We start from the raw sequence: 24311 nt of genomic DNA, 5'->3' as shown, positions 1-24311 counted from the left end.
GTTGAGAGGCAGGGGAATCAGTTGCTAGCCACGGGGCGAGTTACCCACACCGGCGACAAGGCGTTGCCGGAACCCGTTACGTACAGCACTGCGGCTTCGCCGCGCTCCAGGGCGACGGGTTTGACGTCACCCACTTTCTTGTCTCCTTGGAACAGCGCCAGGTTGACCTTGACCGGGTTGATTTCGCGTTCGCCGCGGCCGTTGGCGGCCACCGGCTTGACCACTTCGGTCTTGCCGTCGGCAGTCTTCAGGGTCAGTTGCTGGTCACTCAGGTTCTGCACGCGAACCAGGGCTTTCTGCTTGTTCTTGAACGGCGGCTCTTCGATCAACTGCGGGTTGCCGCTGGCGCTGTTGACCAGGGTGTAGTACTTGTCCGCAGCCAGCTTGACCGGCACGCTCTTGCCACCGACCTGAGCGGTGTAGTCACCCCCTGGCAGGAAGCTGAAGTCACTGCTGCCCTGTGCACCAACCTGTTTGATCTGGGTGTTGCCGACCGAAGCTGCCGCCGGTGCGCTGGAAGCGTTGTAAAGGCGCACGAAGGTCGAGCCTTTCGGCGCGCTCGGGCCATACAGCGCGGCGTCGGCGCCGGCGAAGGCCTGCATGGAGGCCAGGGACAGGCCGGCAGCGAGGGTGAGGGCTTTGGCAATGGAAGTCTTGGTAGTCATATGTATGTTCCTCTGATTAGTGGTTAGTCCGGGTGGACGACAAAGCCAGGTTTTCTTCGGATTTACGGGTGTTCTTCAGCTGGGCGATCCACTGTGGATCGAAGCTGCTGAGGTCGTTCTTCATTGGCAGATAACGTTCGGGGAATTCCCACACCACCACCTGGGGTGCGGCGTTCTTCAAGGCATCGCTTTGCAGGTACTTGAGCATCGGCAGCAGCGGGCCATGGCCGTCTTCGGCGTAGTTGGCCACATCGCTGCGCAGGGCCTGCTGCAGCGCGCCGAGGAAGTTCCAGTGCGGGTTGGCGCTGTAGCTGGTGCCCACCAGCGCAACCGGGATCTGCGTGTCGGCGAACAGTGCGTCACCGGCTTCACCTTCGGCCTCGACCGGGCGAGTGGTGCGTTGCTGCAGGTTGTCCGGGGCCGGCAGAAGGTTGCTGAACAGCGGGTCCAGTGGCAGGAAGTTGGTCAGGTCGCCCTTGTATGGCGCGGTGCCGCCGGCTTCGGTGATGAACGCCTGCGGGTCGCCGTTGAGCAGGCTCTGGCGGCTGACCGCTTCGGCCAGTGCCTGCGCAGCCACTTCGGCGCCCATCGGCGTCCAGTGGGTGTCGGTGCGCAGGAACACCTGGCCGCGCGCCTTGGCCTGCTCCATGGGTGCCATCAGGTCCGGGGCGAACACGTTGGCCTGGCGTGCCTGGGCATGGAACTGGTTGTACAGATCGTCATGCAGACTGGTCGGCAGTTCGTTGCCCAGGTATTCGGCGTACACCCGCGCCTTGGCTGGCACGATCGCCAATACAAGCTGGCTGCCGTGCTGCTGCAGGGTGTCGCGCACGCCACGGATCAGCGCCAGGTTTTCCTGCATCAGCTGCTCGGCACCGGCGGTGGGCTTGAACTCTTCGTCACTGAACAGCCACTGGTCGCGGCCCAGCACCACGCCAGGGCGGCCTTCGTTGAACAGCTTGAAGTCCATCGCCGCCCACAGGTTGGTACCCAGGCGCTTGATCGGGAACTGCTCGTCGTAGTGGGTCTCGGCGGCCTTGGCCAGCTTGCCGTTGAGCAGGGTCATCTGCTCGGTACGCTGGAAGCTTTGCAGGCCACCGGTGGACCAGACGCCCATGCCCACCAGCAGGCCGAGGAACGACAGCGAATAGGTAATGCGTAATGTCCGGGTCATGTCATCAACCTCAGAACTGGAAGTAGAGGAACGGCGAGTAGCTCTGCGCCGAAAGCTTGAGGATCGAGGCTACGAACAGCAGCAGCACCAGGGCGCGGGTCATCACCCGGGTCCAGTCCAGGCCGATCGAACCGTCGCTGTTGACCTGCACCGGGGTGGCCTTGGGCGTTGGCCGGGCGTTGCGGTAGAAGTCGCGCAGGCCGAAGAACGCCAGGGTGATGTAGGCGACCACCAGGGTGGCTACCTGCAGGCCGGTGAGCTGGGCACGGTTGAGTTCCGACAGCTGCCAGTCGCCGAAGCTGAACATGGCGCCGTACATGCGACCGGCCACTTCCAGGTTCTCGGCACGGAAGATCACCCAGCCGACCACCACCAGCAGGAAGGTGAATGCCCACTTCACCGGGTTGAAACGCTGGGGGGTGGTGTCGATGCCCAGCGCGCGCTCGATGGCCAGCCACATGCCGTGCCAGGCGCCCCAGATGATGTAGGTGAAGTTGGCGCCGTGCCACAGGCCACCCAGCAGCATGGTCAGGAACAGGTTGCGGTAGGTGTTGAAGGTGCCTTTGCGGTTACCGCCCAGGGTGATGTACAGGTAGTCGCGCAGCCAGGTCGACAGGCTGATGTGCCAGCGCCGCCAGAACTCGGTGATCGACTGGCTGATGTACGGCTGTTTGAAGTTCTCCATGAAGCGGAAGCCCATCATCAGGCCCAGGCCGATGGCCATGTCGCTGTAGCCGCTGAAGTCGAAGTACAACTGCGCGGTGTAGGCCAGGGCGCCGAGCCAGGCATCCCCGGTGGTCGGGTTCTGCAGGGCGAAGCAGTGGTCGGCCACTACCGCCAGGGTGTCGGCGATGAACACTTTCTTGATGAAGCCCTGCATGAAGCGGGTGCAGCCTTCGGAGAACTTGTCCAGGGTGTGGGTGCGGTTGTTGAACTGGTCGACCAGGTCCTTGAAGCGCAGCACGGGGCCGGCGATCAGGTGCGGGAAGATCGCCACGAACGCCGCGAAGTCGATCAGGTTGCGGGTGGCCGGGGTGTCGCCGCGGTACACGTCGATGATGTAGCTGATCGACTCGAAGATGTAGAACGAGATACCGATCGGCAGCAGCACGTGGGTGAGGATGAACGGCTCCAGGCCGAACGAGGAGATGATCGCGTTGAGGCTGTCGACGCCGAAGTTGGCGTACTTGAAGTAGCCGAGAATCGCCAGGTCCACACCGACGCCGAGCAGCAGCCAGCGCTGCGCGGGCTTGGTGCGCACACCGGCGGCGCCGACTTTCAGGCCGATCCAGTAGTTCCACAGGGTGACCCCGGCGAACAGGGCCAGGAAGTCCACCCGCCACCAGGCGTAGAAGATGTAGCTGGCGACCAGCAGCAGCAGGTTGCGATAGCGTTGCCCGCTCAAGTAGTACAGGCCGAGGAAGATCGGCAAGAACAGGAACAGGAACACGTTGGACGAGAAGACCATCCCGGTTCTCCTTTTTGTTCACAGCATCCGGGGCAAAGCGCCCCCCAAACCCCCCACATGTTCGTGGCGGGCTACCTAGATTCCTGTGGGAGCGGGTTTACCCGCGAAGAGGCCGGCACAGGCACCGCACATGGCAGGTCTGGCCTTTTCGCGGGTAAACCCGCTCCCACAGGGGTTTTACGTTACTTTTTCGATTCCGCGCTCGGGTCATAGACCCGGGTCAGGTCGCCGCCCAGCCGGAAGCTGTTGAACGGCTGCATACCGCGCTTGCGCTGCAGGGTGTCGCCACTGCACGCATACAGGCTGCAGTAGGGCTCCATCCACGAGTACTTGCTGTCGATCTTCAGGTCTTTCATGTCCTGTTTCTCGCCATTGCGGGCCTTGAACGCGCTTGGGTCCTTTGAACCGTTCAGTACCCGCTGCGCCAGGCGCTGCAGGGCGTTGTTGTTCTCGCCGCGCACGTCCACGCCATTGACCTGGGCGAAGCTGGCGATCATCGTCAACGGCGGCAGGGCGTAGTTGTGGTAGGCCAGGGCGCGTTGCTTGCGCTTCAGTTCGTTGGGCAGGAAGCCCTGCTCGTCTACCTGGTTGGCGCCAACCCTGTATTCCTTCACGGCCCAGTCGAACAGGTCGCGACGGTCGGTAGCCACGGCGGTGGCCATTACCGCCCAGGCAGCCCAGTAGCTGTGGTTGTTGATCTTCTCCAGTGGCAGGTCGCTCCAGTCGCGCACGGTCTGCTCGGCCAGGCGGGCGAACCATTTTTCGATCAGCTCGGCCTCGGCCTGGTGCGCGGCCAACGGCTGCGAATTGGAGAACTTCAGGCGCAGCCACGAACCACTCATGCTGCCCAGCGCCCATTTGCGCATAGACTTGCCGGTGTGGTTGTAGTCGGTGGACATCAGCGCATCGGCGCGGGCCCAGCTGCCCAGCCAGGCCAGGGTGCAGTCGAGCTGCGCCGGGCGGCCGTCACGCATGTACTGGCCGATCATCTTGCTCACGCCTTTCTCAAGGGTGGTGATGTCTTCGGTGGACTTGCGAAAGGCCTTTTCCGAGTCGGCGTTGAGTGTTGCCCGCGCCTTGTCCGAGCCTTCGTACTTGCTGCGGAACTGCAGGGCACCGGTATACGGTTTGGGGGCAGCTTCGCAGCGGAAGTTACCGTCGCCGGTCTTGAGCTTTTCGATCCCCTCGTAGTAACCCTGGGGCGGTACCAGCGCGGCGTGCGCGGCACCGCCGCACAACGCCAGGGCGAGCAGGGCGGGGCGGGAAATTCGCTTGAACGGGATCATGGTCGCCTCACTGGCCGGCCTGCGCGGTCTGCGCAGGCACGGCGAAGTTGTTGCGTTTGCAAAGCTTGGCTTCGACCTTCTGGGTACCGCTTTCCGGTCCCTGCACCTCGAACGCCAGCAGGCTCTGGCTGGCCCAGTCCTCGTCTTCGCGCATCTGGAAGACGAAGCGGCCGTCGGTGTCGGAGGTTTCCGGTTTTTCCAGCTTGATGTCCTCGTGGCGGCCGTTGAGGTACCAGAGGGTCGCCTGCAGCACCTTCACCGACGGGTCTTCGAACTTGATGTCCATCTGCATGTTGCGGTTGATCAGGTCTTTGATCACGCCGCCCTTGCCATTGACCATCAGCTCGTTCTTGCCGGGCTTGAGGGTGGCGCTGGCGCTCATCAGGGCCGGGCGGTCATCGCAGCCGTCGTCGAGCAGGCCAAGGATTTGCCGCCAGATGGTTTCCTGGTCCAGGCGATACAGCGGGGAGAATTCCCAGATCAGGATCTTCGGCGGGTTCTTCTGGAATTCTTCGCTGCCCAGGTACTGGATCATCGAACCTTCCAGGCCACCACCAGGGAAGGCCACGTTGAGCACGTCGGCGCCGATGTACTGCTCAAGGAAGCCGGAGAAGTTGTAGTTCTTGCCACTGTGGCTGGTGCCGACCAGTGTGATCTGCGCGTTGCCGCCGTCACCGAACAGATCGTCGCCGCCACCGGTGGAACCTTTCGGCTCGGTGGCGAACTGGTCCATGTACTGGACGGCATAGCTGGTGCCGCACAGCTGGCCGGCCACGTTATGCAGGGTGCCGGTCTTGCCCATGCGCCCGGACTTTTTCGTTTCGAATTCCTTGCGCGGGATGCCTTCGAAGGCCGGCATCTTGTGCACGGTATCGGCCACGATCCTGGCCGCGCGCTCGGCGCCGTAAGGCGTCCAGTGCTGGTCGCCACGGAAGTAGAAGTCCTTGCCCTGGTCGGCAGCGGCCAGCTGTTCGTTGGTCAGGGGCGACAGGTCGGGCACGTTGTAGCCCATGCTGGCAAAGCGCTTGAGCATGGCCTGGTAGTTGCCCAGGGCCTTCTGGTAGTCGAAGGCCGCCTTTTCCGCCGGGTTGAGCATGTTGCGGTTCACCAGGCCACGGGTCGGCTGGTACACCACCACCAGTTCCACGCCGCGCTTCTTGAACGCGTCGTGCACTTGCTGCAGGCGCTTGTAGCCGGCCGGGGTGGTATTGAACTCGGTGCGCAGGTCTTCGCGGGTACGGAACAGCCAGTCGCCCTGGGCCTGCACCAGCGTGGTGAAGTTCTGCTGGTAACGGGTGGTGTAGCGGCTTGGGTCATGCGCTTCAGGGCACAGTTGGCAGCAAGGCTCGGCGCTGAAGGTGGGGGCCTTGACGTCTTCGGCGCGCACGCCCTGGCTGATCGCCAGAAGGGCGGCGGACAGGCCCAGCAGTTTCATCAGATGTGGAGTCATGGTCTGGGCTTCCTTAATCGATCATTTCGGTCTGGCGTTCGACCGGGTCGATCAGCACAGCCTTTTGCTGGCGTACCAGCAGGTCGAGGATTTCGTCCTGGCGTTCGCCGAGGATGCCGTTGAGGCTGATGCCGTTGGCCTTGCGCGGGGCGAGCATGGATACCTTGTAGAGCTCGACCGACAGCGGCGAGTCGATCGACAGCGGGCCCGAGCCGTTGGCCGCCAGTTCGCCACCGACCAGGATCAGCGACACCTTGGTGTCGAACGGGTCGAGGGCGATGTCGCGGTCGGTGTTGGACAGGTCCTTGATGTGGCCGTACACGCCGACCAGGCCGTTGGCCATTGCGACGTTTTCGTACAGGCGGATGTTCACGCTGTTACGCACACGGATGCCGTGGCGGCGGTTGTTGATCAGCTTGTTGCCCCAGATCAGGTTGTCGCCACTTTCGTACAGGGTGATGCCGTCGGTGTGGTTGCGGTAGATCTCGTTGTAGGCAATCAGGTTGTTGACGCTGTTACGGTCGATCACCACGCCAGAGAGCTTGTTGTCGAAGCTCTTGTTGTTGATGATCCAGCTGTCGTTGACCTCACGCGAGACGATGATGCCGTGCTTCTTCTTGGTGCCGTACACCGTGTTGCCGGCGATGATCAGCCGGTGCGAGCGGTCGTGCGGGTCGATGCCGTAGACGATGTTGTCGCGGTAGGTGCTGTCCTTGACCACGAAGTCCTGGGTTTCGTAGCAGTAGAAGCCGTACCACATGTCGCTGAACTCGGAGCCGATGATCCAGCCGGTGGGTTCCGGGCGGCCCATGCGCTTGGCCATGTTCGGCGTGTACTGCGAGATGCTCACGCCGTACGACTTGGACTTGGCGTAGCCGAAGCTGGCCATCTTGGTGTTGACGATGTAGGTCTCGGTACCGCCCCACGACAGCAGGAACGGGCGGAACTCCTTGGGCGAGCGGAAGGTCGCCGGGCCGTTTTCCTTTTCCCGCCAGCCGGTCACCTGGGTGTCGGTGACGAACAGCTTGCCGTCGTTGACCAGGAACGAACCGCCTTCCTGGGACAGGCGCAGTTGCTTGACCTTGCCGTCGATCTCGAGGATGCCCTTCTGCCCGACCACGATCGGCAGGCGCGCCAGGTAGACCCCTGGCTCGACTTCGCTGAGGTACTGCTTGGGTACCTTCTTGCTCAGCTCGACCAGGTCGACATGGCCGTCATCGACGAAGATCGCCTGCGGAATGCCATGCTGGCGCTGGACCCACTCGGCCGCCTTGTTGTCGCCGCCGACGAATTCCTTGAGGGTGTCCTCCTGGAACATGCGGCGCAGGCTGACCTTGCCTTTGTGGCGACGGTCGATTTTCTTCTGCACCGCCTCGGCGGTGTAGCCGGTCAGGTCAGGCAGCTTCGGCGGGTCCATGTGCAGCGGCTCGACCGGTGCACTGGAGACCGTGTAGGTCTTGGCCTGCTGCAGTTCCTTGGCGATCACCTGGGGCTCTGCGGCAGCCACCAGGCCGCTGGCCAGCAGCAAGGCGCTGGCCAACAGGCTGTGACGTAAGTGCGGGTGAAGGTTCATAACGGTAAGTCCTCTACCGGCCTCAGAAGCGCCAGATCACGTCGACGAAGGCGCGGTGCATGTACGAGTCCGCTTCCTTGCCGTAGGCGTCACCCGGCTTGAACACACCGGCGCGCAGGCGCACCAGGGCAGATGGCTCGTCGATGGCCTGGCTCATCGAAGCCGGCAGCAGGCCTTGCTTGAAGTACTTGGTCACGACCACGTCCATTTCCTGGCCAAGGTCTTTTTCGCCATCGACCAGCGGGCGGTTCACACCGTTGTCGTTGACCACCGCATTGATGCCGCTGGAACCGATGTTCTGGTTGCCATCGACACGCCAGAACTTGTGGTAGATGAAGCTGGCGTCGTAGTCGTCGCGCAGCTGCCAGGAGGCGAACAGGGTGGCCGCCTGCAGGTTGCCCAGCTCGCCACGGAAGGCTTCACCGAAGCGGTGCACGCGCGAACGGGTGCCGGTGTAGTTGGAGCGGTTGCTCTCCAGGCCGGTCTGCTCGTAGTTGCTCGAACCGTCGTCGCCACCACCGCCGCTGCCACGGGCGTAGGCCGCACCGACCTGCCATTGCGGGTCGAGGCGCAGGCGGATGCCGAGGTCGGTGGCCCAGGCGTTGACGTCACCGCTCTGCTTGCCGGTGGCCACGGTTTCGTCACCGACGACCTGGCTGCTGAGGGTGTCGCGGTCACCGGTCAGCCAGGTGACGCTGCCCCAGTAGTTGACGGTGTGGTCGTTGCGCCAGTTGTAGGCGTCGCTGTTCGCTTCCAGGCCCAGCCAGGTGAGGTCGCCGGTGCGGGTCTTGTCCAGCGCATCGACGGTTTCGCCCGGGTTCTTCAGGCTGCCGCCGTCGTGGGTGTGGTGGGCGCGTACGCCGACCCAGTGGCCAGGGGTCCACTGCGTGGCGACGTTGCCGTAGAGGTGCGTGCGGTCCTTGTCTTCCGGGGCCAGCTCGGTGAGGTCGGTGCGGTATTCGCTGAAGCGCTGGGCCACGCCCAGGTCGGCCTTGAGCAGGGTGGTGTCGAAGGTCCAGTTCAGCGCCTCGATATTGGTGTCACGCCACATGCCATCGTCGCTGCGCAGGCGCTGGCGACCGAAACGCAGCTGTTCGCCGGGGTAGGCGGTGAGGCCGCTGTAGCCGACCCAGAATTCGCGCATGGCCAGGTAGCTCTTGTCCTGTTCACGGCCGTCGGCGGCGGTGTCGGTGCTGGTGCCGTCGTCGTTCTGGCGCAGGGTATCGGTTTCAATGGTGTCGGTCGCGGTGACGGCTTGGCCCATGGCATAGGCGCTCCAGTTGCCACGCTCGCCATATACCCAAGGGCGCAGATCGAGACCGAGGCCGTTGACGTCGCCGCCGGAGCGGGTGCCCAGGTCACGGTCGTCTTCCGACTGGCCGGTGATCTTCACATCCAGGCCGAAGTTCTTTTCAGCGGTCATTTCCGCCAGGGTCGGGCAGGACCACAGCAGGGCGAAGCTCAGGCCGATGCCAGCTTTCACGAAGGGATTGAGCGTCATAGCGAGTCCTCACCGGTTACTTCTTTTTCGTCGTCTTGCAGGGCTTCGATGGCCAGGGTGCTGTTGGCACCTTGCGCCATGCTGCCGCGCGCCTGCTTCTCTTGTGCCAGCAGTTGCTGGGCCTGGCTGCGCTGGTCAGGCGTAAGTTGCTGGTCGAGCTGCTGCAGCAGTTCAGCGGATTGCGGCGACGGGTTGGCCTGGGCCAGCTGGGCGAATACCCAAGCGTTACCTGGTTGCGGGCGAATGCCGTGGCCTTCGCTGAACAGCTGGGCCAAGGCGTAGTCGGCGCTGTTCTGTCCGCCACGGGCGGCGGCCAGCAGGTGGTCGACGGCCTTCTGCGGCTCGACATTGCCCAGGTAGCCGCGGCGGTACAGCTGGCCCAGGTAGTAATGGGCGCTGACTTCGCCGGCGTCGGCGGCAGCCTGCAGGTGTTCTTCGGCTTTGGCCGCGTCCGCAGGCACGGTCTTGCCTTCGTAGTACAGGCGGCCCAGCAACAGTTCGGCGCGTGGCTGTTCGGCTTCGCGGCCCTTGTCGATGTAGGCCATCAGCTGGTCGGTATCGCCCAGCTCGGGGAAGTCGTACACCAGTTGCGCCAGGCTGACCCAGGACGCCGGGTTGGCCGGGGCCACCTGTTCGAGCAGGTCCTTGGCGGTTTTTTCGTCGGTCTGGCCGAGGCTGCGGTCAGCCAGTACCCGGGCAACGCTGTCGACCCGGGTGGCCGGCACTGCGCCACGGGCGTAGGCAGCCTTGAGCTGGCCGAGCAGGGCAGCCTGCTGGTCGGCCTGGCCGCGCTTCTGGTACACGGTGGCCAGCTCGACGTAGCAGATGTCGGTGGTGTTCAGGGCGGCCTTGCAGATTTTCTCCACTTCGCCCAGGTGCTGGTCGTAGGTGCCCTGGGTGCGGTACAGCAGCACCTGGGCCAGGCCCGCTTCCGGGTTACCGGCGGCGCGCCACTGGTCGATCTGCTGCTGCGCGTTGACCTTGGGGAAGCTCTGCGGGTAGGTCAGGTAGAGCATCGCCAGCGGGATCAGGGTGTTGCTTTCGCCCTGCTTGGCGGCTTGCTTGAGCAGGGTTTCGGCTTCTTCGCGCTCGGCCTGGGTGCTGTCGGGCTTGGCCACCAGCAGGCGGCCAAGGCGCGCCTGGGCACGCGGCGAAATGGCGGCCGCGGCGCGGTAGGTGGCCTCGGCTTCCTTGATTTTCGCCGGATCGCGGGTGGCGACCTTGATGTCGGCCAGGCCCACTTGCGCTTCGCTGTAGCCCAGGTCGGCCAGCGCCTTGTAGTTGCGCTCGGCCAGTGCCGTGTCACCGCGCTTCATGGCTTCGTTGGCCAGGCGCTGGTCGGGCAGGCCTGCACAGCCGGCCAGGGTGATGGCTGCAGCCAGGGCACACAGGCCCAGGCTGGCGCTTTTCTTGTGGGGAATCATGTTGTGGTCCTCTTACAGCCCACGGGCCATGGCTTTGTCGATCAGCCAGTTCAGCGATGGGCCACGGTCGCTGTTGACCGAAGCCGGGCGACCGGCGAGTTCGGCGGGCAGTGCGCTGTCAGGCTTGATCTGCACGCGGATGTCGGCGGCCAGGTCTTCGCTGTTGAGGCTGGCGCTGCTGACGATCTGGCCGGTACGCACTTCGTCTTCGCCGGCTACCTGGAAGTTGACGCGGGTGCCTGGCTTGACCTCGTCGAACTGGCGGTAGGTGAAGCGCGCCTCGACCATCGGGTTGGTGGTGCGCGGGATCAGCTGGAAGATCGGCTGGCCCTTGGCGGCGTACTGGCCGTTGTCCACCAGCTGGCGGGCAACCACGCAATCACACGGGCTGGTGAGGGTGCCGGACAGCTGCTTGCCGAACAGTTCCTCGATCTTCGCCGGCTCCAGCTGTGCGTCTTCCAGGTTGCCCTTGAGCATGTCCAGCATGCTGGTGGTGAAACTGGCCAGTGGCGCGCCCTTGGCGATCTGCCCACCGCTTTCGACCAGGCTGTTCACGGTGCCGTCGCGCGGCATGGTGACGTTGGTGGTGGGCACTGCGACCACGCCGGCTTCGGCATGGCTGACGAAGTACATGCCGTACAGCGACTTGGCGATGAAGCCGAAGGCGGCGACACCGACCACGAACACGCCGAGGGTGACGGTGACCGCCTTGAGACGGCCGAACGCGCTCAGGCCGGCACCGCCGTCCTTCTGCTTGCGCGCCTTGGTGAAGTTGTCGCGCTGCAGGGTGCTGAGCACATCGCCGGCAGTGATCAGCTCACCCGACAGGTGCGAGGTGATGATGTGGCGCAGCGTGGCGATGTCGCGGAGCTCGAGGTTCTGGAACTGCGCGCCGGTACGGCCACTGCCCGGATTGTAGGAGCGCACCTGGAACTCGATGTCCATCGACAGGCCGAGGTTGTCGACCGTGAACTGCAGCCGCCCGCGGAGCACGTCGCCAACCGACAGTTGTTGCTTGGTGTGGAAACTCAGGCCACCGGCGGAGAGGTCGTCGACCTTCACATCGTGGGCCTGGCGCTGAGGGTCGAGGAACCGCAGCTTGGCGGGGATGCGTACCCGGGCATGCTGGCGCTGGGCTTCGGACTCATGCACGACGTTGACGTTCACGGCGGTATTCATGTGGTTTGTTCCTGTTAGTTCCGATCCGGGTTGGGCTCACACGACCATGAACAGCACAGCAACGAAGATGCTGGCAGCCGAGAAGGTCATGGTCCGCGAGGACCAGGTGTTGAACCATTGTTGAAAGCTGGCGAGGTCACGCTTGAGGGCAGTGGGCTGACGCGTCCAGGACTGCTTGTCGAGGCGGAAGAACACGTAGATCTTCATCAGCGCGCCGATGATCTGGTTGTAATAGAGAATCAGCGGGTAGGCCGGGCCTACGTTGTGGCCGGAGCACAGCAGCATGATGGTGAGGATCAGGCGGGTGATGCCGATCCACAGCAGGTACACCAGCAGGAAGCCCAGGCCGAACTTGAGGCTGGCGATCACCGCCACGGTCAGGCCCAGCAGGCTGGTCCACATCGACACGCGCTGGTCGAACAGCACGATGCTGGTGAACAGCCCCAGGCGGCGCAGGCCCAGGCCAAGCGCGCGGGAGTTCTGCCGCAGGTTGTTGCCGTACCAGCGGTACATCAGCTTGCGGCTGGCCTTGAGGAAGCTCTTCTCCGGCGGGTGCTCGACCGTGTTGATGGCGGCGTCCGGCACGTAGAAGGTGTCGTAGCCCAGGCGCATCAGGCTGAACCAGCTGGACTTGTCGTCACCGGTGAGGAACTTGAAGCGGCCCAGGCGCCAGTGCATCAGCGAGTCGCTTTCGACGTCGGCGATGAACTCGGGGTTGGTCACCACGCTGGCGCGGAACATCGACATGCGTCCGGTCATGGTCAGCACGCGCTTGGACAGGGCCATCGAGCACATGTTGATGTGGCGCTGGGCGAAGCGCAGCTTGTGCCACTCGCTCATGATGTAGCCGCCACGCACTTCGCAGAACTCGTTGGTAGTCAGGCCGCCGACGTTGGGGAACAGCTTGAACCACGGCACGGTCTTGCGTACCACGCCATCGCCCAGCACGGTGTCACCGTCGATTACCGCCACCACGGCGTTCTCGTCCGGCAGCATGCGCGAGATCGCACGGAAACCGTAGGCCAGGCCGTCACGCTTGCCGGTACCGGCGATGCGCACGATGTCCAGCTTCACGTGGGCTGGCGGGTTGTATTTGGCCCACAGGCTTTTCACCAGCAGTTCGTCCGACATCTCCACCAGCGAACAGACCACGGTGGTGGGGAAGCCACAGTTGATCGCCTCGCGGATCACCGAGCTGTACACCTGGGCGGTGGTGAGTGCTTCGATGCGGAAGCTGGTCACCATCAGGTACACGTGGGACGGGTCGGCGTCCTTGCCCATTTTCTGAACCTTGCGGCGCAGGTACGGGTATACGCCGTAGAGGAAGATCATGCCGCGGATGAAATGGGTGGCGCCCATGGAATAGCGCCAGATGCCGACTGCGCCGACCAGGAAGATGAAGTGCTTCGACTGCGAGTCGAAGATATCGGCTGGCAGGGCCAGGGCGATCAGCATGAGCAGACTCATGTAGAGCAGCCAACCGGCGCACTGCAACAGCACTGTCTGGATCCTTTGCATGTTCAGCATCCGTCGAGAATTCGGGAAAAGGTGGGCAGCGGGGGTGGGGAGGCCCCCGCTGCCCGGCCAGCACTTACCAGCAGATGCCTTCGGTGCGGCTGGTGGCGCAGGTCGGTTTGCTCATGAAACCGACCAGGTCGATCACGTGCTTGCCGGCCGGCGCTTGCTGGGCCAGTGCACGGAACTGCTCGTCACGGTTGCCCAGGACGATGATGTCGGCGTTGTCGATCACCTTCTGGAAGTCGGCGTTGAGCAGCGACGACACGTGCGGGATCTTCGACTCGATGTAGTCCTTGTTGGCGCCGTGTACGCGGGCGTACTGGACGTTCTCGTCGTAGATATCCAGCTGGTAGCCCTTGCCGATCAGGCGTTCGGCCAGTTCCACCAGCGGGCTTTCACGAAGGTCGTCGGTGCCGGCCTTGAAGCTCAGACCGAGCAGGGCGACCTTGCGCTTGTCGTGGGCTTCGATCAGCTCGAAGGCGTTCTGCACCTGCGATTCGTTGCTGCGCATCAGCGAGTCGAGCAGCGGTGCGCGTACATCGAGGCTGGCGGCGCGATAGGTGAGGGCGCGCACATCCTTGGGCAGGCACGAGCCGCCGAAGGCGAAGCCAGGGCGCATGTAGTACTGGGACAGGTTCAGCACTTTGTCCTGGCAGACCACGTCCATCACGTCACGGCCATCCACGCCTACGGCCTTGGCGATGTTGCCGATCTCGTTGGCGAAGGTGACCTTGGTGGCGTGCCACACGTTGCAGGTGTACTTGATCATCTCGGCCACTTCGATCGGCTTGCGGATGATCGGTGCGTCGAGCTCTTCGTACAGGGCCTGCAAGATGTCGCCGCTGGCGCTGTCCAGTTCGCCGATGACGGTCATCGGTGGCTGGTCGTAGTCCTTGATCGCGGTGCTTTCACGCAGGAATTCCGGGTTGACCGCAACGCCGAAGTCGACGCCGGCTTTCTTGCCCGAGCAGTCTTCGAGGATCGGGATCACCACGTTCTTCACGGTGCCCGGCAGCACGGTGCTGCGTACCACGATGGTGTGGCGGCGCTCGCTGTCACGCAGCACGTAGCCGATTTCGCGGCACACCGATTCGATGTACTCAAGGCCCAGGTCGCCGTTCTTCTTGCTTGGGGTACCCACGCAGATCATCGATACGTCGCTGGCACGGATGGCTTCGGCGAAATCGGTAGTACCGCGCAGGCGGCCGTTGGCGATGCCCTGTTGCAGCAGTGCTTCCAGGCCAGGTTCGACGATGGGCGACTTGCCCTGATTGATCAGGTCGATCTTGGTGCTGGACACGTCCACACCGATCACTTCATGGCCTCGCGCCGTCAGGCAGCCTGCACAGACCGCACCTACATAACCCAAACCAAAGATGCTGATACGCATCGCTATCACCTCATGTGTTTATCACGTCGGCACCTCCGGAGAGAGCCGGACTGGGTTGATTAACAACAGTTTTCGGGCGCACGGATCCATGGCGAAATGCACACTTCGCCGAGCGCAGGCAAAATAAATCCGGAGCGCAAAAAGTTATGCACTCAAATGTGGCAGTAAAAAGCCATTAATTAAAAAACGTGCCCTGGAATGCAGCCGTCTTTATTGCAATGCGCTACATGGCGCTTTGCTGTGCTTGTTTTTTCAAGTGGAAAAATCCTTTGAAATCAACCACTAGGACGAATTGTAAGGGACGCGTCTCTCCTGCATGGACAGGGTTTTCGGGGGTTCCCGTCATACCTGTCGAAGTTGTTGGGGCGGGTAGTGGATACCTGCCGTTGTCATCTGTAAGTCATCTCTCACAGCCCAGGGGCAGGAAAATCGTTACGGCACTATGAGCGATTCGTCGTAGCAGAAGTTCCGGGGTGGGTTCGGCGCGGATGAAAGATTTCTAAATATTTTTTCAGTGGCGGACAATTTCAATCTGATAGCACTCGGTGGTTTTGCCCCGATATATAAAGGGCGAAACTGTTGCGAGATATTTTTATGCCAGCATCGAAAAATATTTTGAAAAATTCGTCAAAAAAGCTACGAACGGTCTTATGGCGCTTGGCTATAAGTTGCGGTGTGTCGTTTTTTTGGCGTCGGATTTGTGGCGTGATGGCGATATGAAGCGTGCCCTGTTGCGGTGCAGGGGAGGTGCGTAATGGCTGCTGGCCTCTTCGCGGCTAAAGCCGCTCCCACAGGTTTTGCACTGATCTTGAGTTCAGTGAAGTACATGTGGGAGCGGCTTTAGCCGCGAAGGGGGCGTGACAGGATCACTCGGAAGGATGATCCCGCAGGAACACCAGGTGGTCCGGCTTCGACTGTTCGGCACTGTAGTAGTACCCCTGCACATCGAACTGCTTGAGCTGCTCCGGGTCGCTGATGCGCTGCTGGATCACGAAGCGGCTCATCATGCCGCGGGCTTTCTTGGCGTAGAAGCTGATGATCTTGTATTGGCCGTTCTTCAGGTCCTTGAAGTCGACGTTGATCACCCGGGCCTTGAGCGCACTGCGTTTCACCGCGCTGAAATACTCGTTGCTGGCCAGGTTCAGCAGCACGTCATCGCCCTGTTCGGCCAAGGCCTGGTTCAGCCATTCGCTGATGCGTGTGCCCCAGAAAGCGTACAGGTCCTTACCCCGGGCGTTGGCCAGCTTGGTGCCCATTTCCAGGCGGTAAGGTTGCATCAGGTCGAGCGGGCGCAGCAGGCCATACAGGCCCGAAAGCATGCGCAAGTGCTGCTGGGCATAGCTGAAATCGTCCTCGCCCAGGCTTTCGGCGTCGAGGCCGGTATACACGTCACCCTTGAACGCCAGCAGCGCTTGCTTGGCATTGGCCGGGGTGAAGTCCGGGGTCCAGCTGCCGAAGCGCGCGGCATTCAGGCCGGCGAGCTTGTCGGACAGGTGCATCAGTTCGCTGATCTGCGCTGGCGACAGATCGCGCAACTGCCGGATCAGCTCCTGAGAGTCGTCCAGGTACTGGGGCAGGGTGAAACGCTCGGTCACCGGCGGGGTGTCGTAGTCGAGGGTCTTGGCGGGTGAAATCACCGTCAGCATCGGGTCGGCTCCTGGCATCGTTGGCCGGGAATTCTACGGGCTGGGCGGTGCAAGTCCAAACTATGGCGACGATAGTCACAGACCATGGTCGGTGCAGAGGCTATAGTGCGCGTTTCGCCGTTGCGGAGCCTTCAACCGTGCGTATTGCCTTTGCCTTGCTGGCCGCTCTGCTGAGCCTGGCCGTGCAAGCCGCCCCTTCAACCCAGGTAAGCCTGGACCGCAGCCTGTGGCCCGAAAAACTGGACAGCCCGGCGTTGTTCGATGTGGCCTCGCGAGCCGAGATCCTCTCGTTCGCCCAGGTGCTGCACGAAAGCGAACTGCTGGACGACGCGGCGCTGGCGGCACGCTTGGGGCTACGGCAGGTCAACCTGCAGAAGGTGCGCCTGGTGCGGGCGCGCATGTGGCAGCGGTTGTGGGAAGGTTATCAACAGGCGCAGCGCAGTTGCGAGCAGGATGCGTCGTTCTGCTATCCGGTTACGTCAATGGCGGAGTTGCGCACGCAGGCAGCGACGTTCGCTGCCGATGTCGGCACGTTCTACACGGGCTGGATCGAGCCGAGCCACCAGTTCCATGTGCGGTACCTGGACGAACAACTGCGCAAGGCTGCGTTGCTGCCACAGACCAGCAGCGAGGTGGAGCGGTTGTCCTCACGCGAGCGCAATGGGGATGAACTGAACGACCGCATGTTCCTGCTGACCTTCGTCGGCGGGCCCGGGCCGGATGGCGGCAGTACCGATCTGCTGGCTGATTATCTGCGCCGGCAAAAGCTTGAAGGCACGTTCTTCGTGCTCGGCAACCGCCTGCAGCAACGCCGCGACGCCGGTGCGGCAGATGCCTTGCGCCAGCTCTATCGTGGGCATTGCGTGGGGATTCAGGGTTGGGAGTACCGCTCCCATGCGCAGTGGACAGACTGGCAGGATTCATTGCGGCGCAGCCAGGCTCGGGTGCAGGCCGACTTGCCGGAGCAGTATGTACCGTTGTTTCGGCCGCCCTACGGGCAGCGCCGGGCCGATGGCGAGGCGTTCATGGCCAGCCAGCAGTTGCAAGTGTCGTTGTGGGACATTGATGCCCAGGATGATGGCGCACTGAGCGCCGAGGCCTCTGCCCAGCGGGTGCTGACCTTGATGCTGCTGTGGCGCAAGGGCGTGATCCAGTTCCATGACAGCCTGCCCAGGGCGCAGCCGGCGGTGGAGTGGTTGTTGCGCAATACGGCGCAGAGCGGGATTGGTTGGGAAGATTGCCAGGGATATGCCAACCGGGGGTGAGAGGGGGCTGCTGCGCAGCCCATCGCCGGCAAGCCAGCTCCAACAGGTACCGTGCATGGCTTGCTGGCGATAGCTACTGCAATGGCAGCCTGATTTTTGACTGTAGTCCTCACGCGCCCCCTCGCCAACCCCTGTTCGTCATTTGGAAAAATAAACTTCACCTACGCGTAAAAAGACTTTTTTTAGTCATCATTTTTGCGGTATGAAGAAACCAGACAGCCGATTCCTGCAGCACAGGTGGCGTCATCCAGGCCCACCTAGCCAGGTTCGCTTCCCGCCCGTAACAACGCGGATACGGGGGCAGCGGCAGTCACTCTGCGGCGTAACAGACCACGCCGTGTGGCTTCGACATAAGGTGACCGAGTATGGATGACCAAGGACGCAACCCTTCCTCCAGCAAGCCTATCCTGTATGTGCTCGATACCAACGTCCTGATTCACGACCCCAACGCGTTACTGAACTTCGAGGAGCACCATGTCGCCATCCCGATGACGGTGCTGGAGGAACTCGACAAGCTCAAGACCGGCAAACAGACCATCGCCGCCGAATGCCGCCAGGCCATTCGCTTGATCGACCAGACCCTTGGTGACGCCTCGCCCAGCGATGTCGAGCAGGGCGTGCCGATCCAGCGTGGCAAGAGCGGGCCCAAGGGCTTCCTGTCCATCCTGATGACTCCGCGCAACGAGCCGAACAAGCTGCTGCCGGAAAACCTCAACGACAACATCATCATCAACCAGTTGCTCGAAGTACGGGCCCGGCGCACCGACCTGGACGTTGTGCTGGTCACCAAAGACATCAACATGCGCCTGAAGGCACGTGCCTGTGGCATCGCGGCCGAGGACTACAGCACCGACCAACTGGTCGATGACGTGTCATTGCTGTCCAAGGGCTACCATTCGGTCACCGGCTCGTTCTGGGACCGGGTGAGCAAGGTCGATACCCGCCAGGAGCGCGGCCGCACCTGGCACCGCGTGCAATTGATCGACAACCTGCCGGCGGTTCACGTCAACGAGTTCATCATCGATGAACAGGGCTTCGTAGGCTGGATCAAGGGTATCCGCAACGACGAACTGCTGTTGCTGGACCTGCACCAGGAACCGCTGCTGCACCAGGAAGCCTGGGGCTTGAAACCGCGGGACATCCACCAGAGCCTGGCGTTGTTCGCCCTGCTTGACCCGGATATCCACCTGGTCAACCTGACCGGCGCCGCCGGTTCCGGCAAGACCATCCTTGCCCTGGCCGCAGCCATCGAACAGACCATGGTAAGCAAGCGCTACCGGCGCATCATCGCCACCCGCAGTGTGCAGGGGCTGGACCAGGAGATCGGCTTCCTGCCGGGCACCGAGGCCGAGAAGATGGAACCTTGGCTGGGCGCCATCACCGACAACCTCGAAGCCTTGCACATGGATGACGAAAGCACCCATGGCAGCGTCGAGTACATCCTCGAGCGCGTGCCGTTACAGTTCAAGTCGCTGAACTACATCCGTGGCCGTAGCTTCCAGCAGAGCCTGATCCTGATCGACGAGTGCCAGAACCTGACGCCGCACCAGATGAAAACCATCATCACCCGTGCCGGCTCCGGGTCCAAGGTGGTCTGCCTGGGCAACCTGGCGCAGATCGATACCCCCTACCTGTCCGCGACCAGCTCGGGCCTGACCTACCTGACCGAGCGCTTCAAGGACTTCCCCCATGGCGTGCACATCACCTTGCAGGGCGTGCCACGCTCGGTGCTGGCCGAGTATGCCGAGTCGCATTTGTAACCCTGTCCGCCGGGCGGTTCGCCGCCCGGCTTTTTCGCGGGCACGGTTGACGCACCCCTCTGCTCAAACCTGACTCACAGGTTTACACTGCGAGTTCCCTTCACAGGAGCAGAGCAGTGCTGACACATCTTGATTCCCAGGGGCGGGCCAACATGGTCGACGTCACTGAAAAGGCCGTGACCGAGCGTGAGGCCACCGCCGAGGCGCGGGTGCGCATGTTGCCGCAGACCTTGCAGATGATCGTCGACGGTGAACACCCCAAGGGCGACGTGTTCGCCGTGGCGCGCATTGCCGGGATCCAGGCGGCGAAGAAGACCAGCGAACTGATCCCGCTGTGCCACCCGCTGATGCTGACCAGCGTCAAGGTCGAGCTGAGTGCCGAGGGGCAGGACGCCGTGCGTATCGTCGCCCGCTGCAAGCTGGCCGGGCAGACCGGCGTGGAGATGGAGGCGCTGACCGCCGCCAGCGTGGCTGCGCTGACGATCTATGACATGTGCAAGGCTGTGGATAAAGGTATGGTCATCGAGCAGGTGCGCCTGCTGGAAAAGCTTGGCGGCAAGAGTGGCCACTACAAGGTGGAGGCGTGATGAAGGTCAAGGTGATGTACTTCGCCCGTTACCGCGAATTGTTGGGCGTGGATGCCGAGCGGGTGGAGGGTGCGTTCAAGGTGCTCGACGATGTGCGCCAGGCCTTGGTGGCCAAGGGTGGGCAGTATGAAGTGCTGGCCGAGCAGAACCTGATGTGTGCGCGCAACGAAGAACTGTGCAAGCTCGATGAGCCGCTGGAAGAGGGCGATGAAGTGGCGTTCTTCCCGCCGGTGACCGGAGGCTGAACATGGCTGTGCGAGTCCAGGAAGGTGCGTTCGACCCGGGAGCCGAGACCAATGCCATGCACGCGGCCAATGTCGGTGTGGGCGCGGTGGTCGGTTTTGTCGGCTACGTGCGGGATTTCAACGATGGCCGCGAGGTGGCGGGGATGTTCCTCGAGCACTATCCGGGCATGACCGAAAAGGCCTTGGCCAGGATCGTGGTGGAGGCAGAGCAGCGCTGGCCGTTGCTCAAGGTGGAGGTGCTGCACCGCATCGGTGCGCTCGAGCCGGGTGAGCCGATCGTGTTCGTCGGCGTGGCCAGTGCCCATCGGCAGGCGGCGTTCGATGCCTGCAACTTCATCATGGACTATCTGAAGACGCGGGCGCCGTTCTGGAAGAAGGAAAATACCCAGGAAGGGGCACGGTGGGTGGAAGGGAAACAGAGTGATCAGGATGCGGCGGAGCGCTGGTAGATCCTTGTTTGATGGCCGGGGCGAAGCCCCGGTTCGCGGGTGAACCCGCTCCCACAGGTGCATCACAGGTTTTGAAAGCTGTGCAGTACCTGTGGGAGCGGGTTTACCCGCGAAGAGGCCGGCACAGGTCAATGATGCTTGCGCGGCACCGGCTTCAGCAGCTCATCCGGCGGCATTTCACACTTGATCTTGCGCCCCAGCAGCTCTTCGATCGCTGGCAGCTGGTACGAGTCATCCTCACCGGCAAAGCTGATCGACACACCACTGGTGCCCGCACGGCCTGTACGGCCAATGCGGTGCACGTAGTCGTCCGGGTCTTCCGGCAGGGTGAAGTTGATCACGTGGCTGATGCCATCGATGTGAATGCCACGCCCCGCCACGTCGGTGGCCACCAGCACGGTGATGCGCCCTTCGCGGAAGTTCTCCAGGGTACGGATACGCTTGTGCTGCGGCACGTCACCCGACAACTGCGCGGCATTGATGCCGTCGCGCACCAGTTTTTCCTCGATGCGCCGCACTTCGTCCTTGCGGTTGGCGAACACCATCACCCGTTCCCACTTGTTCTGGGTCACCAGGTTGTACAGCAGCTTGTACTTGTCGCTGCCGGCCACCGCATAGACGTGCTGCTCCACCGTTTCGCTGGCAACGTTCTCCGGCTCGATCTCGACGATGGCCGGGTTGGTGGTCCACTGCTTGGCCAGGTTCATCACGTCGTCGGTGAAGGTGGCGGAGAACAGCAGGGTCTGGCGCTCGCTTTTCGGCGGCGTCTGGCGAATGATCTGGCGCACCTGGGGGATGAAGCCCATGTCGAGCATGCGGTCGGCTTCGTCCAGCACCATCACTTCGACCATGTCCAGGTGCACCTCACCGCGCTGGTTGAAGTCCAGCAGGCGCCCCGGAGTGGCCACCAGTATGTCGCAATGGCGCGCTTCCAGGGCCTTGAGCTGCTTGTCGAAGTCCATTCCGCCGACGAAGCTCATCACGTTCAGGCCGGTGTACTTGGTCAGGGCGATGGCGTCCTTGGCGATCTGTACCACCAGCTCACGGGTGGGCGCGATGATCAGCGCACGTGGCTCGCCCATGTAGCGTTCCTTCGGCGGCGGCGTCTGCTGCAGCTGGGAAATGATCGAGATCAGGAACGCCGCAGTCTTGCCGGTACCGGTCTGGGCCCGGCCGATGGCGTCCTGACCGCGCAGGGTGTAACCCAGCACCTGTGCCTGGATAGGCGTGCAGTACGGGAAGCCCAGGTCGTGGATGGCATGCATCAGTTCGTTGGACAGCTTGAAGTCGTGGAAGCGGGTCTTGCCTTCCTGTGGCTCGACCACGAAGTCTTCCGGTTTCCACAGGCTGGCCTGCGGCTTGGGCTTGCGCTCGCGACGCGGTTTGTCCTTGGCCGGCTTGTCGGCGGCTGGCGTAACGGCGGCAGGCTGTTCGGCCCGGGGAGTGGGGGTGGCGCGTGGTGCGGCCGGTTTTTCCGCAGGCCGGGCCTCGCTGGCGGGCGCAGGCGCAGGCGGCGTCACGCTGGCAGCAGGAGCGACGGCCTGTGGCGCGGCGTCTCCCTTGCCGAAAATTTTCTTGAGTGCCTTGAGCACGATCGTCTCATCAACTGGTTAAGGAATGTACGCCGGGCAGTGTAATGCAAGATTCAGGCGCGGCGTAGTGGAATAGCCTTACAACTACAGACAGCCCTGGCTTATTGCAATTGCTTGCTCAGCCAGTCGTGGATGTCGCTCAACTCTTCCACCACCACTTCGTGTTCCATCGGGTATTCGTGCCAGCGGGCGGCAACGCCCCAGGTATTGAGGTACTCGAAGGCGGTGCGGCCCATGGAAGGGATCACCACCGGGTCGTGCACACCATGCAGGCACAGGGCCGGGGTGCGTTGCTGGCAGGCGCTCAACTGATGCTGGTCGTTGAAGGTGGGGGCGTAGGTGGACAAGGCGATCACGCCACCCAGCGCTTCTTGCCACTTTATATAGGCAGTGTGCAGAACCACCGCGCCCCCCTGGGAAAAGCCAGCCAGGAAAATCCGCGACAGGCTGATGCCTTTGGCCTGCTCGGCCTTGATCAGGCTAATGACCTGTTCGGCCGATTCCTCCAGCTGCGCCTCGTCGATGGCGCGGGCCGGGGTCATGGCCTTGATGTCGTACCAGCTGGGCATGGCGTAGCCGCCGTTGATGGTTACCGGGCGGGTGGGAGCCTGGGGCATGACGAAACGGGTGCTGAGCAGGCGTTCCTGCATGAATTCGGCCACTGGTAGGAAGTCGTAACGGTCGGCACCCAGGCCGTGCAACCAGATCACACAAGCGTCTGCGGTTTTCTGCGGTTCGAGAATCAGCGGGTTGGTCATGACTGCTCCGAAAGTGTGCGGGTCTTGTTATGGCGTGCGTGAAAAGAAGGCGCTGGAAATGATTGTCGGAAAAAGAATGTCGCAACGATACAACTTTCCCTACTTGACGAGCGCTTAAACGCTACAGCCGCAAATTTTGGTACGCGCTTTGCAATTCACCCAATGATGCAAAGGGCAGGCCGTGACGGTAACACCCTTTGCACGCGAAGGCTGTCACAGAACAGTCCATTGCGCCATTGACCCAATAACAAGCCAATACGGGTCGGATACGCCTCAAAAGGGTGCGGTGCAATTCCGGCTCGATACAACAAGAGCGATTTGGAGGTTGTGAATGAAGATGTTGAAAACCACCCTGGCAGTCCTGACCGCTGCCGCCGCGCTGGGCGCCGTGAGCAACGCCCAGGCCGGCGCCACCCTGGATGCGGTAAAGAAGAAGGGCTTCGTCCAGTGTGGCGTGAGCGACGGTCTTCCAGGCTTCTCGGTACCTGATGCGCAGGGCAAGATCGTTGGCATCGACGCCGACGTGTGTCGCGCTGTGGCCGCCGCCGTGTTCGGCGACGCCACCAAGGTCAAGTTCAGCCAGCTCAACGCCAAGGAACGTTTCACCGCCCTGCAGTCGGGCGAAGTCGACGTGCTGTCGCGCAACACCACCTGGACCAGCTCGCGTGATGCCGGCATGGGCCTGGTATTCGCCGGTGTTACCTACTACGACGGCGTTGGCTTCCTGGCCAACAAAAAGCTGGGTGTATCCAGCGCTAAGGAACTCGATGGCGCGACCATCTGCATCCAGGCCGGTACCACCACCGAGCTGAACGTGTCGGACTACTTCCGCGCCAATGGCCTGAAGTACACCCCGATCACCTTCGACACCTCGGATGAAAGTGCCAAGTCGCTGGAATCGGGCCGTTGCGACGTGCTGACCTCCGACAAGTCGCAGTTGTTCGCCCAGCGCTCCAAGCTGGCCGCGCCGACCGAGTACGTGGTACTGCCGGAAACCATCTCCAAGGAACCGCTGGGCCCGGTGGTGCGTAAAGGCGACGAAGAATGGTTCAGCATCGTCAAGTGGACCCTGTTCGCCATGCTCAACGCCGAAGAGGCGGGCATCACCTCGAAGAATGTCGAGGCCGAAGCCAAAAGCACCAAGAACCCGGACGTCGCCCGCCTGCTGGGCGCGGATGGCGAGTACGGCAAGGACCTCAAGCTGCCCAAGGACTGGGTAGTGCAAATCGTGAAGCAAGTCGGTAACTACGGCGAAGTGTTCGAGAAGAACCTGGGCCAGAGCACCGACCTGAAGATCGACCGTGGCATGAACGCCCTGTGGAACAACGGCGGCATCCAGTACGCGCCACCTGTGCGCTGATGGCTGCACCCTGCGGCGGCA

Annotated in this window: 20 protein-coding genes; 6 read left to right on the top strand and 14 right to left on the bottom strand. The window is 62.6% G+C overall.

What is annotated here, in order from left to right:
- Positions 1-17: 17 nt before the first annotated feature.
- The 12 genes from RR51_RS06870 to yaaA form a co-directional block, all read right to left on the bottom strand.
- Positions 18-665 (bottom strand): alginate O-acetyltransferase AlgF, encoded by a 648-nt coding sequence (locus tag RR51_RS06870; RefSeq protein WP_013974158.1) that lies wholly within the window; start codon positions 663-665, stop codon positions 18-20.
- Between the two features lie 16 nt (positions 666-681).
- Entirely contained in the window at positions 682-1839 is a 1158-nt protein-coding gene (locus RR51_RS06865; RefSeq protein ID WP_039613020.1) for an alginate O-acetyltransferase, read from the bottom strand.
- A 10-nt stretch (positions 1840-1849) separates the two neighbouring features.
- A complete protein-coding gene (locus RR51_RS06860) occupies positions 1850-3307 on the bottom strand; it encodes an MBOAT family O-acyltransferase (protein WP_039613019.1) in 1458 nt (485 codons plus the stop codon).
- Positions 3308-3489: 182 nt separating this feature from the next.
- Entirely contained in the window at positions 3490-4593 is a 1104-nt protein-coding gene (locus tag RR51_RS06855; protein ID WP_013974156.1) for a mannuronate-specific alginate lyase, read from the bottom strand.
- 7 nt (positions 4594-4600) lie between these two features.
- Positions 4601-6043, bottom strand: a complete 1443-nt coding sequence (locus RR51_RS06850; RefSeq protein ID WP_039613018.1) for an alginate O-acetyltransferase — start codon at positions 6041-6043, stop codon at positions 4601-4603.
- Positions 6044-6056: 13 nt separating this feature from the next.
- Complete coding sequence (gene algG / locus RR51_RS06845; protein ID WP_039613017.1) at positions 6057-7616, bottom strand: mannuronan 5-epimerase AlgG; 1560 nt, start codon at positions 7614-7616, stop codon at positions 6057-6059.
- 22 nt (positions 7617-7638) lie between these two features.
- Positions 7639-9117: an alginate export family protein gene (locus RR51_RS06840; protein ID WP_013974153.1), complete on the bottom strand. Its 1479-nt coding sequence runs from the start codon at positions 9115-9117 to the stop codon at positions 7639-7641.
- A complete protein-coding gene (gene algK / locus RR51_RS06835; protein WP_039613016.1) occupies positions 9114-10541 on the bottom strand; it encodes an alginate biosynthesis TPR repeat lipoprotein AlgK in 1428 nt (475 codons plus the stop codon). Before algK ends, RR51_RS06840 begins: the two co-directional genes overlap by 4 nt.
- 12 nt (positions 10542-10553) lie before the next feature.
- A complete protein-coding gene (locus RR51_RS06830) occupies positions 10554-11720 on the bottom strand; it encodes an alginate biosynthesis protein Alg44 (RefSeq protein WP_013974151.1) in 1167 nt (388 codons plus the stop codon).
- A 36-nt stretch (positions 11721-11756) separates the two neighbouring features.
- Entirely contained in the window at positions 11757-13238 is a 1482-nt protein-coding gene (locus RR51_RS06825) for a glycosyltransferase family 2 protein (RefSeq protein ID WP_003257137.1), read from the bottom strand.
- Positions 13239-13311: 73 nt separating this feature from the next.
- Positions 13312-14628 (bottom strand): nucleotide sugar dehydrogenase, encoded by a 1317-nt coding sequence (locus RR51_RS06820; protein ID WP_003257136.1) that lies wholly within the window; start codon positions 14626-14628, stop codon positions 13312-13314.
- Positions 14629-15494: 866 nt separating this feature from the next.
- Positions 15495-16274: a peroxide stress protein YaaA gene (yaaA, locus tag RR51_RS06815; protein WP_039613015.1), complete on the bottom strand. Its 780-nt coding sequence runs from the start codon at positions 16272-16274 to the stop codon at positions 15495-15497.
- Positions 16275-16411: 137 nt separating this feature from the next.
- On the opposite strand from yaaA, the gene RR51_RS06810 reads away from it, so the two are divergent.
- The 5 genes from RR51_RS06810 (at position 16412) to moaE (ending at position 20580) form a co-directional block, all read left to right on the top strand.
- On the top strand, positions 16412-17539 hold the full coding sequence (locus RR51_RS06810) for a polysaccharide deacetylase family protein (protein WP_039613014.1): 1128 nt from the start codon (positions 16412-16414) through the stop codon (positions 17537-17539).
- A 365-nt stretch (positions 17540-17904) separates the two neighbouring features.
- A complete protein-coding gene (locus tag RR51_RS06805) occupies positions 17905-19299 on the top strand; it encodes a PhoH family protein (RefSeq protein WP_013974146.1) in 1395 nt (464 codons plus the stop codon).
- Positions 19300-19415: 116 nt separating this feature from the next.
- Positions 19416-19886: a cyclic pyranopterin monophosphate synthase MoaC gene (gene moaC / locus RR51_RS06800; RefSeq protein ID WP_013974145.1), complete on the top strand. Its 471-nt coding sequence runs from the start codon at positions 19416-19418 to the stop codon at positions 19884-19886.
- The gene (gene moaD / locus RR51_RS06795) at positions 19886-20131 is read left to right on the top strand and encodes a molybdopterin converting factor subunit 1 (RefSeq protein ID WP_003251777.1); all 246 of its coding nucleotides are present in this window, start codon (positions 19886-19888) and stop codon (positions 20129-20131) included. Before moaC ends, moaD begins: the two co-directional genes overlap by 1 nt.
- 2 nt (positions 20132-20133) lie before the next feature.
- On the top strand, positions 20134-20580 hold the full coding sequence (gene moaE / locus RR51_RS06790; RefSeq protein WP_039613013.1) for a molybdopterin synthase catalytic subunit MoaE: 447 nt from the start codon (positions 20134-20136) through the stop codon (positions 20578-20580).
- A gap of 128 nt (positions 20581-20708) precedes the next feature.
- On the opposite strand, the gene rhlB is transcribed toward moaE, so the two are convergent.
- Positions 20709-22172 (bottom strand): ATP-dependent RNA helicase RhlB, encoded by a 1464-nt coding sequence (rhlB, locus tag RR51_RS06785; RefSeq protein WP_039613012.1) that lies wholly within the window; start codon positions 22170-22172, stop codon positions 20709-20711.
- A 101-nt stretch (positions 22173-22273) separates the two neighbouring features.
- A complete protein-coding gene (locus tag RR51_RS06780) occupies positions 22274-22930 on the bottom strand; it encodes an alpha/beta hydrolase (protein WP_013974142.1) in 657 nt (218 codons plus the stop codon).
- A gap of 331 nt (positions 22931-23261) precedes the next feature.
- Between RR51_RS06780 and RR51_RS06775 the strand changes: the two genes are divergently transcribed.
- The gene (locus RR51_RS06775) at positions 23262-24290 is read left to right on the top strand and encodes an amino acid ABC transporter substrate-binding protein (RefSeq protein WP_013974141.1); all 1029 of its coding nucleotides are present in this window, start codon (positions 23262-23264) and stop codon (positions 24288-24290) included.
- Positions 24291-24311 lie beyond the last annotated feature (21 nt).

This window comes from Pseudomonas sp. C5pp (assembly GCF_000814065.1).
GTDB lineage: Bacteria > Pseudomonadota > Gammaproteobacteria > Pseudomonadales > Pseudomonadaceae > Aquipseudomonas > Aquipseudomonas asiatica.
Note: the sequence above shows the minus strand (reverse complement) of the source record. Positions and strands in the feature narration are given on the sequence as shown.

Excerpts from the sequence above, each read along its gene's own strand:
- RR51_RS06860 (WP_039613019.1), bottom strand. The coding sequence starts at position 3,307 with ATGGTCTTCTCGTCCAACGTGTTCCTGTTCCTGTTCTTGCCGATCTTC.
- RR51_RS06865 (WP_039613020.1), bottom strand. The coding sequence starts at position 1,839 with ATGACCCGGACATTACGCATTACCTATTCGCTGTCGTTCCTCGGCCTG.
- RR51_RS06850 (WP_039613018.1), bottom strand. The coding sequence starts at position 6,043 with ATGACTCCACATCTGATGAAACTGCTGGGCCTGTCCGCCGCCCTTCTG.
- RR51_RS06820 (WP_003257136.1), bottom strand. The coding sequence starts at position 14,628 with ATGCGTATCAGCATCTTTGGTTTGGGTTATGTAGGTGCGGTCTGTGCA.
- RR51_RS06870 (WP_013974158.1), bottom strand. The coding sequence starts at position 665 with ATGACTACCAAGACTTCCATTGCCAAAGCCCTCACCCTCGCTGCCGGC.
- RR51_RS06780 (WP_013974142.1), bottom strand. The coding sequence starts at position 22,930 with ATGACCAACCCGCTGATTCTCGAACCGCAGAAAACCGCAGACGCTTGT.
- algK (WP_039613016.1), bottom strand. The coding sequence starts at position 10,541 with ATGATTCCCCACAAGAAAAGCGCCAGCCTGGGCCTGTGTGCCCTGGCT.
- yaaA (WP_039613015.1), bottom strand. The coding sequence starts at position 16,274 with ATGCTGACGGTGATTTCACCCGCCAAGACCCTCGACTACGACACCCCG.
- RR51_RS06855 (WP_013974156.1), bottom strand. The coding sequence starts at position 4,593 with ATGATCCCGTTCAAGCGAATTTCCCGCCCCGCCCTGCTCGCCCTGGCG.
- RR51_RS06825 (WP_003257137.1), bottom strand. The coding sequence starts at position 13,238 with ATGCAAAGGATCCAGACAGTGCTGTTGCAGTGCGCCGGTTGGCTGCTC.
- RR51_RS06830 (WP_013974151.1), bottom strand. The coding sequence starts at position 11,720 with ATGAATACCGCCGTGAACGTCAACGTCGTGCATGAGTCCGAAGCCCAG.
- RR51_RS06805 (WP_013974146.1), top strand. The coding sequence starts at position 17,905 with ATGGATGACCAAGGACGCAACCCTTCCTCCAGCAAGCCTATCCTGTAT.
- RR51_RS06840 (WP_013974153.1), bottom strand. The coding sequence starts at position 9,117 with ATGACGCTCAATCCCTTCGTGAAAGCTGGCATCGGCCTGAGCTTCGCC.
- algG (WP_039613017.1), bottom strand. The coding sequence starts at position 7,616 with ATGAACCTTCACCCGCACTTACGTCACAGCCTGTTGGCCAGCGCCTTG.
- moaD (WP_003251777.1), top strand. The coding sequence starts at position 19,886 with ATGAAGGTCAAGGTGATGTACTTCGCCCGTTACCGCGAATTGTTGGGC.
- moaE (WP_039613013.1), top strand. The coding sequence starts at position 20,134 with ATGGCTGTGCGAGTCCAGGAAGGTGCGTTCGACCCGGGAGCCGAGACC.
- RR51_RS06775 (WP_013974141.1), top strand. The coding sequence starts at position 23,262 with ATGAAGATGTTGAAAACCACCCTGGCAGTCCTGACCGCTGCCGCCGCG.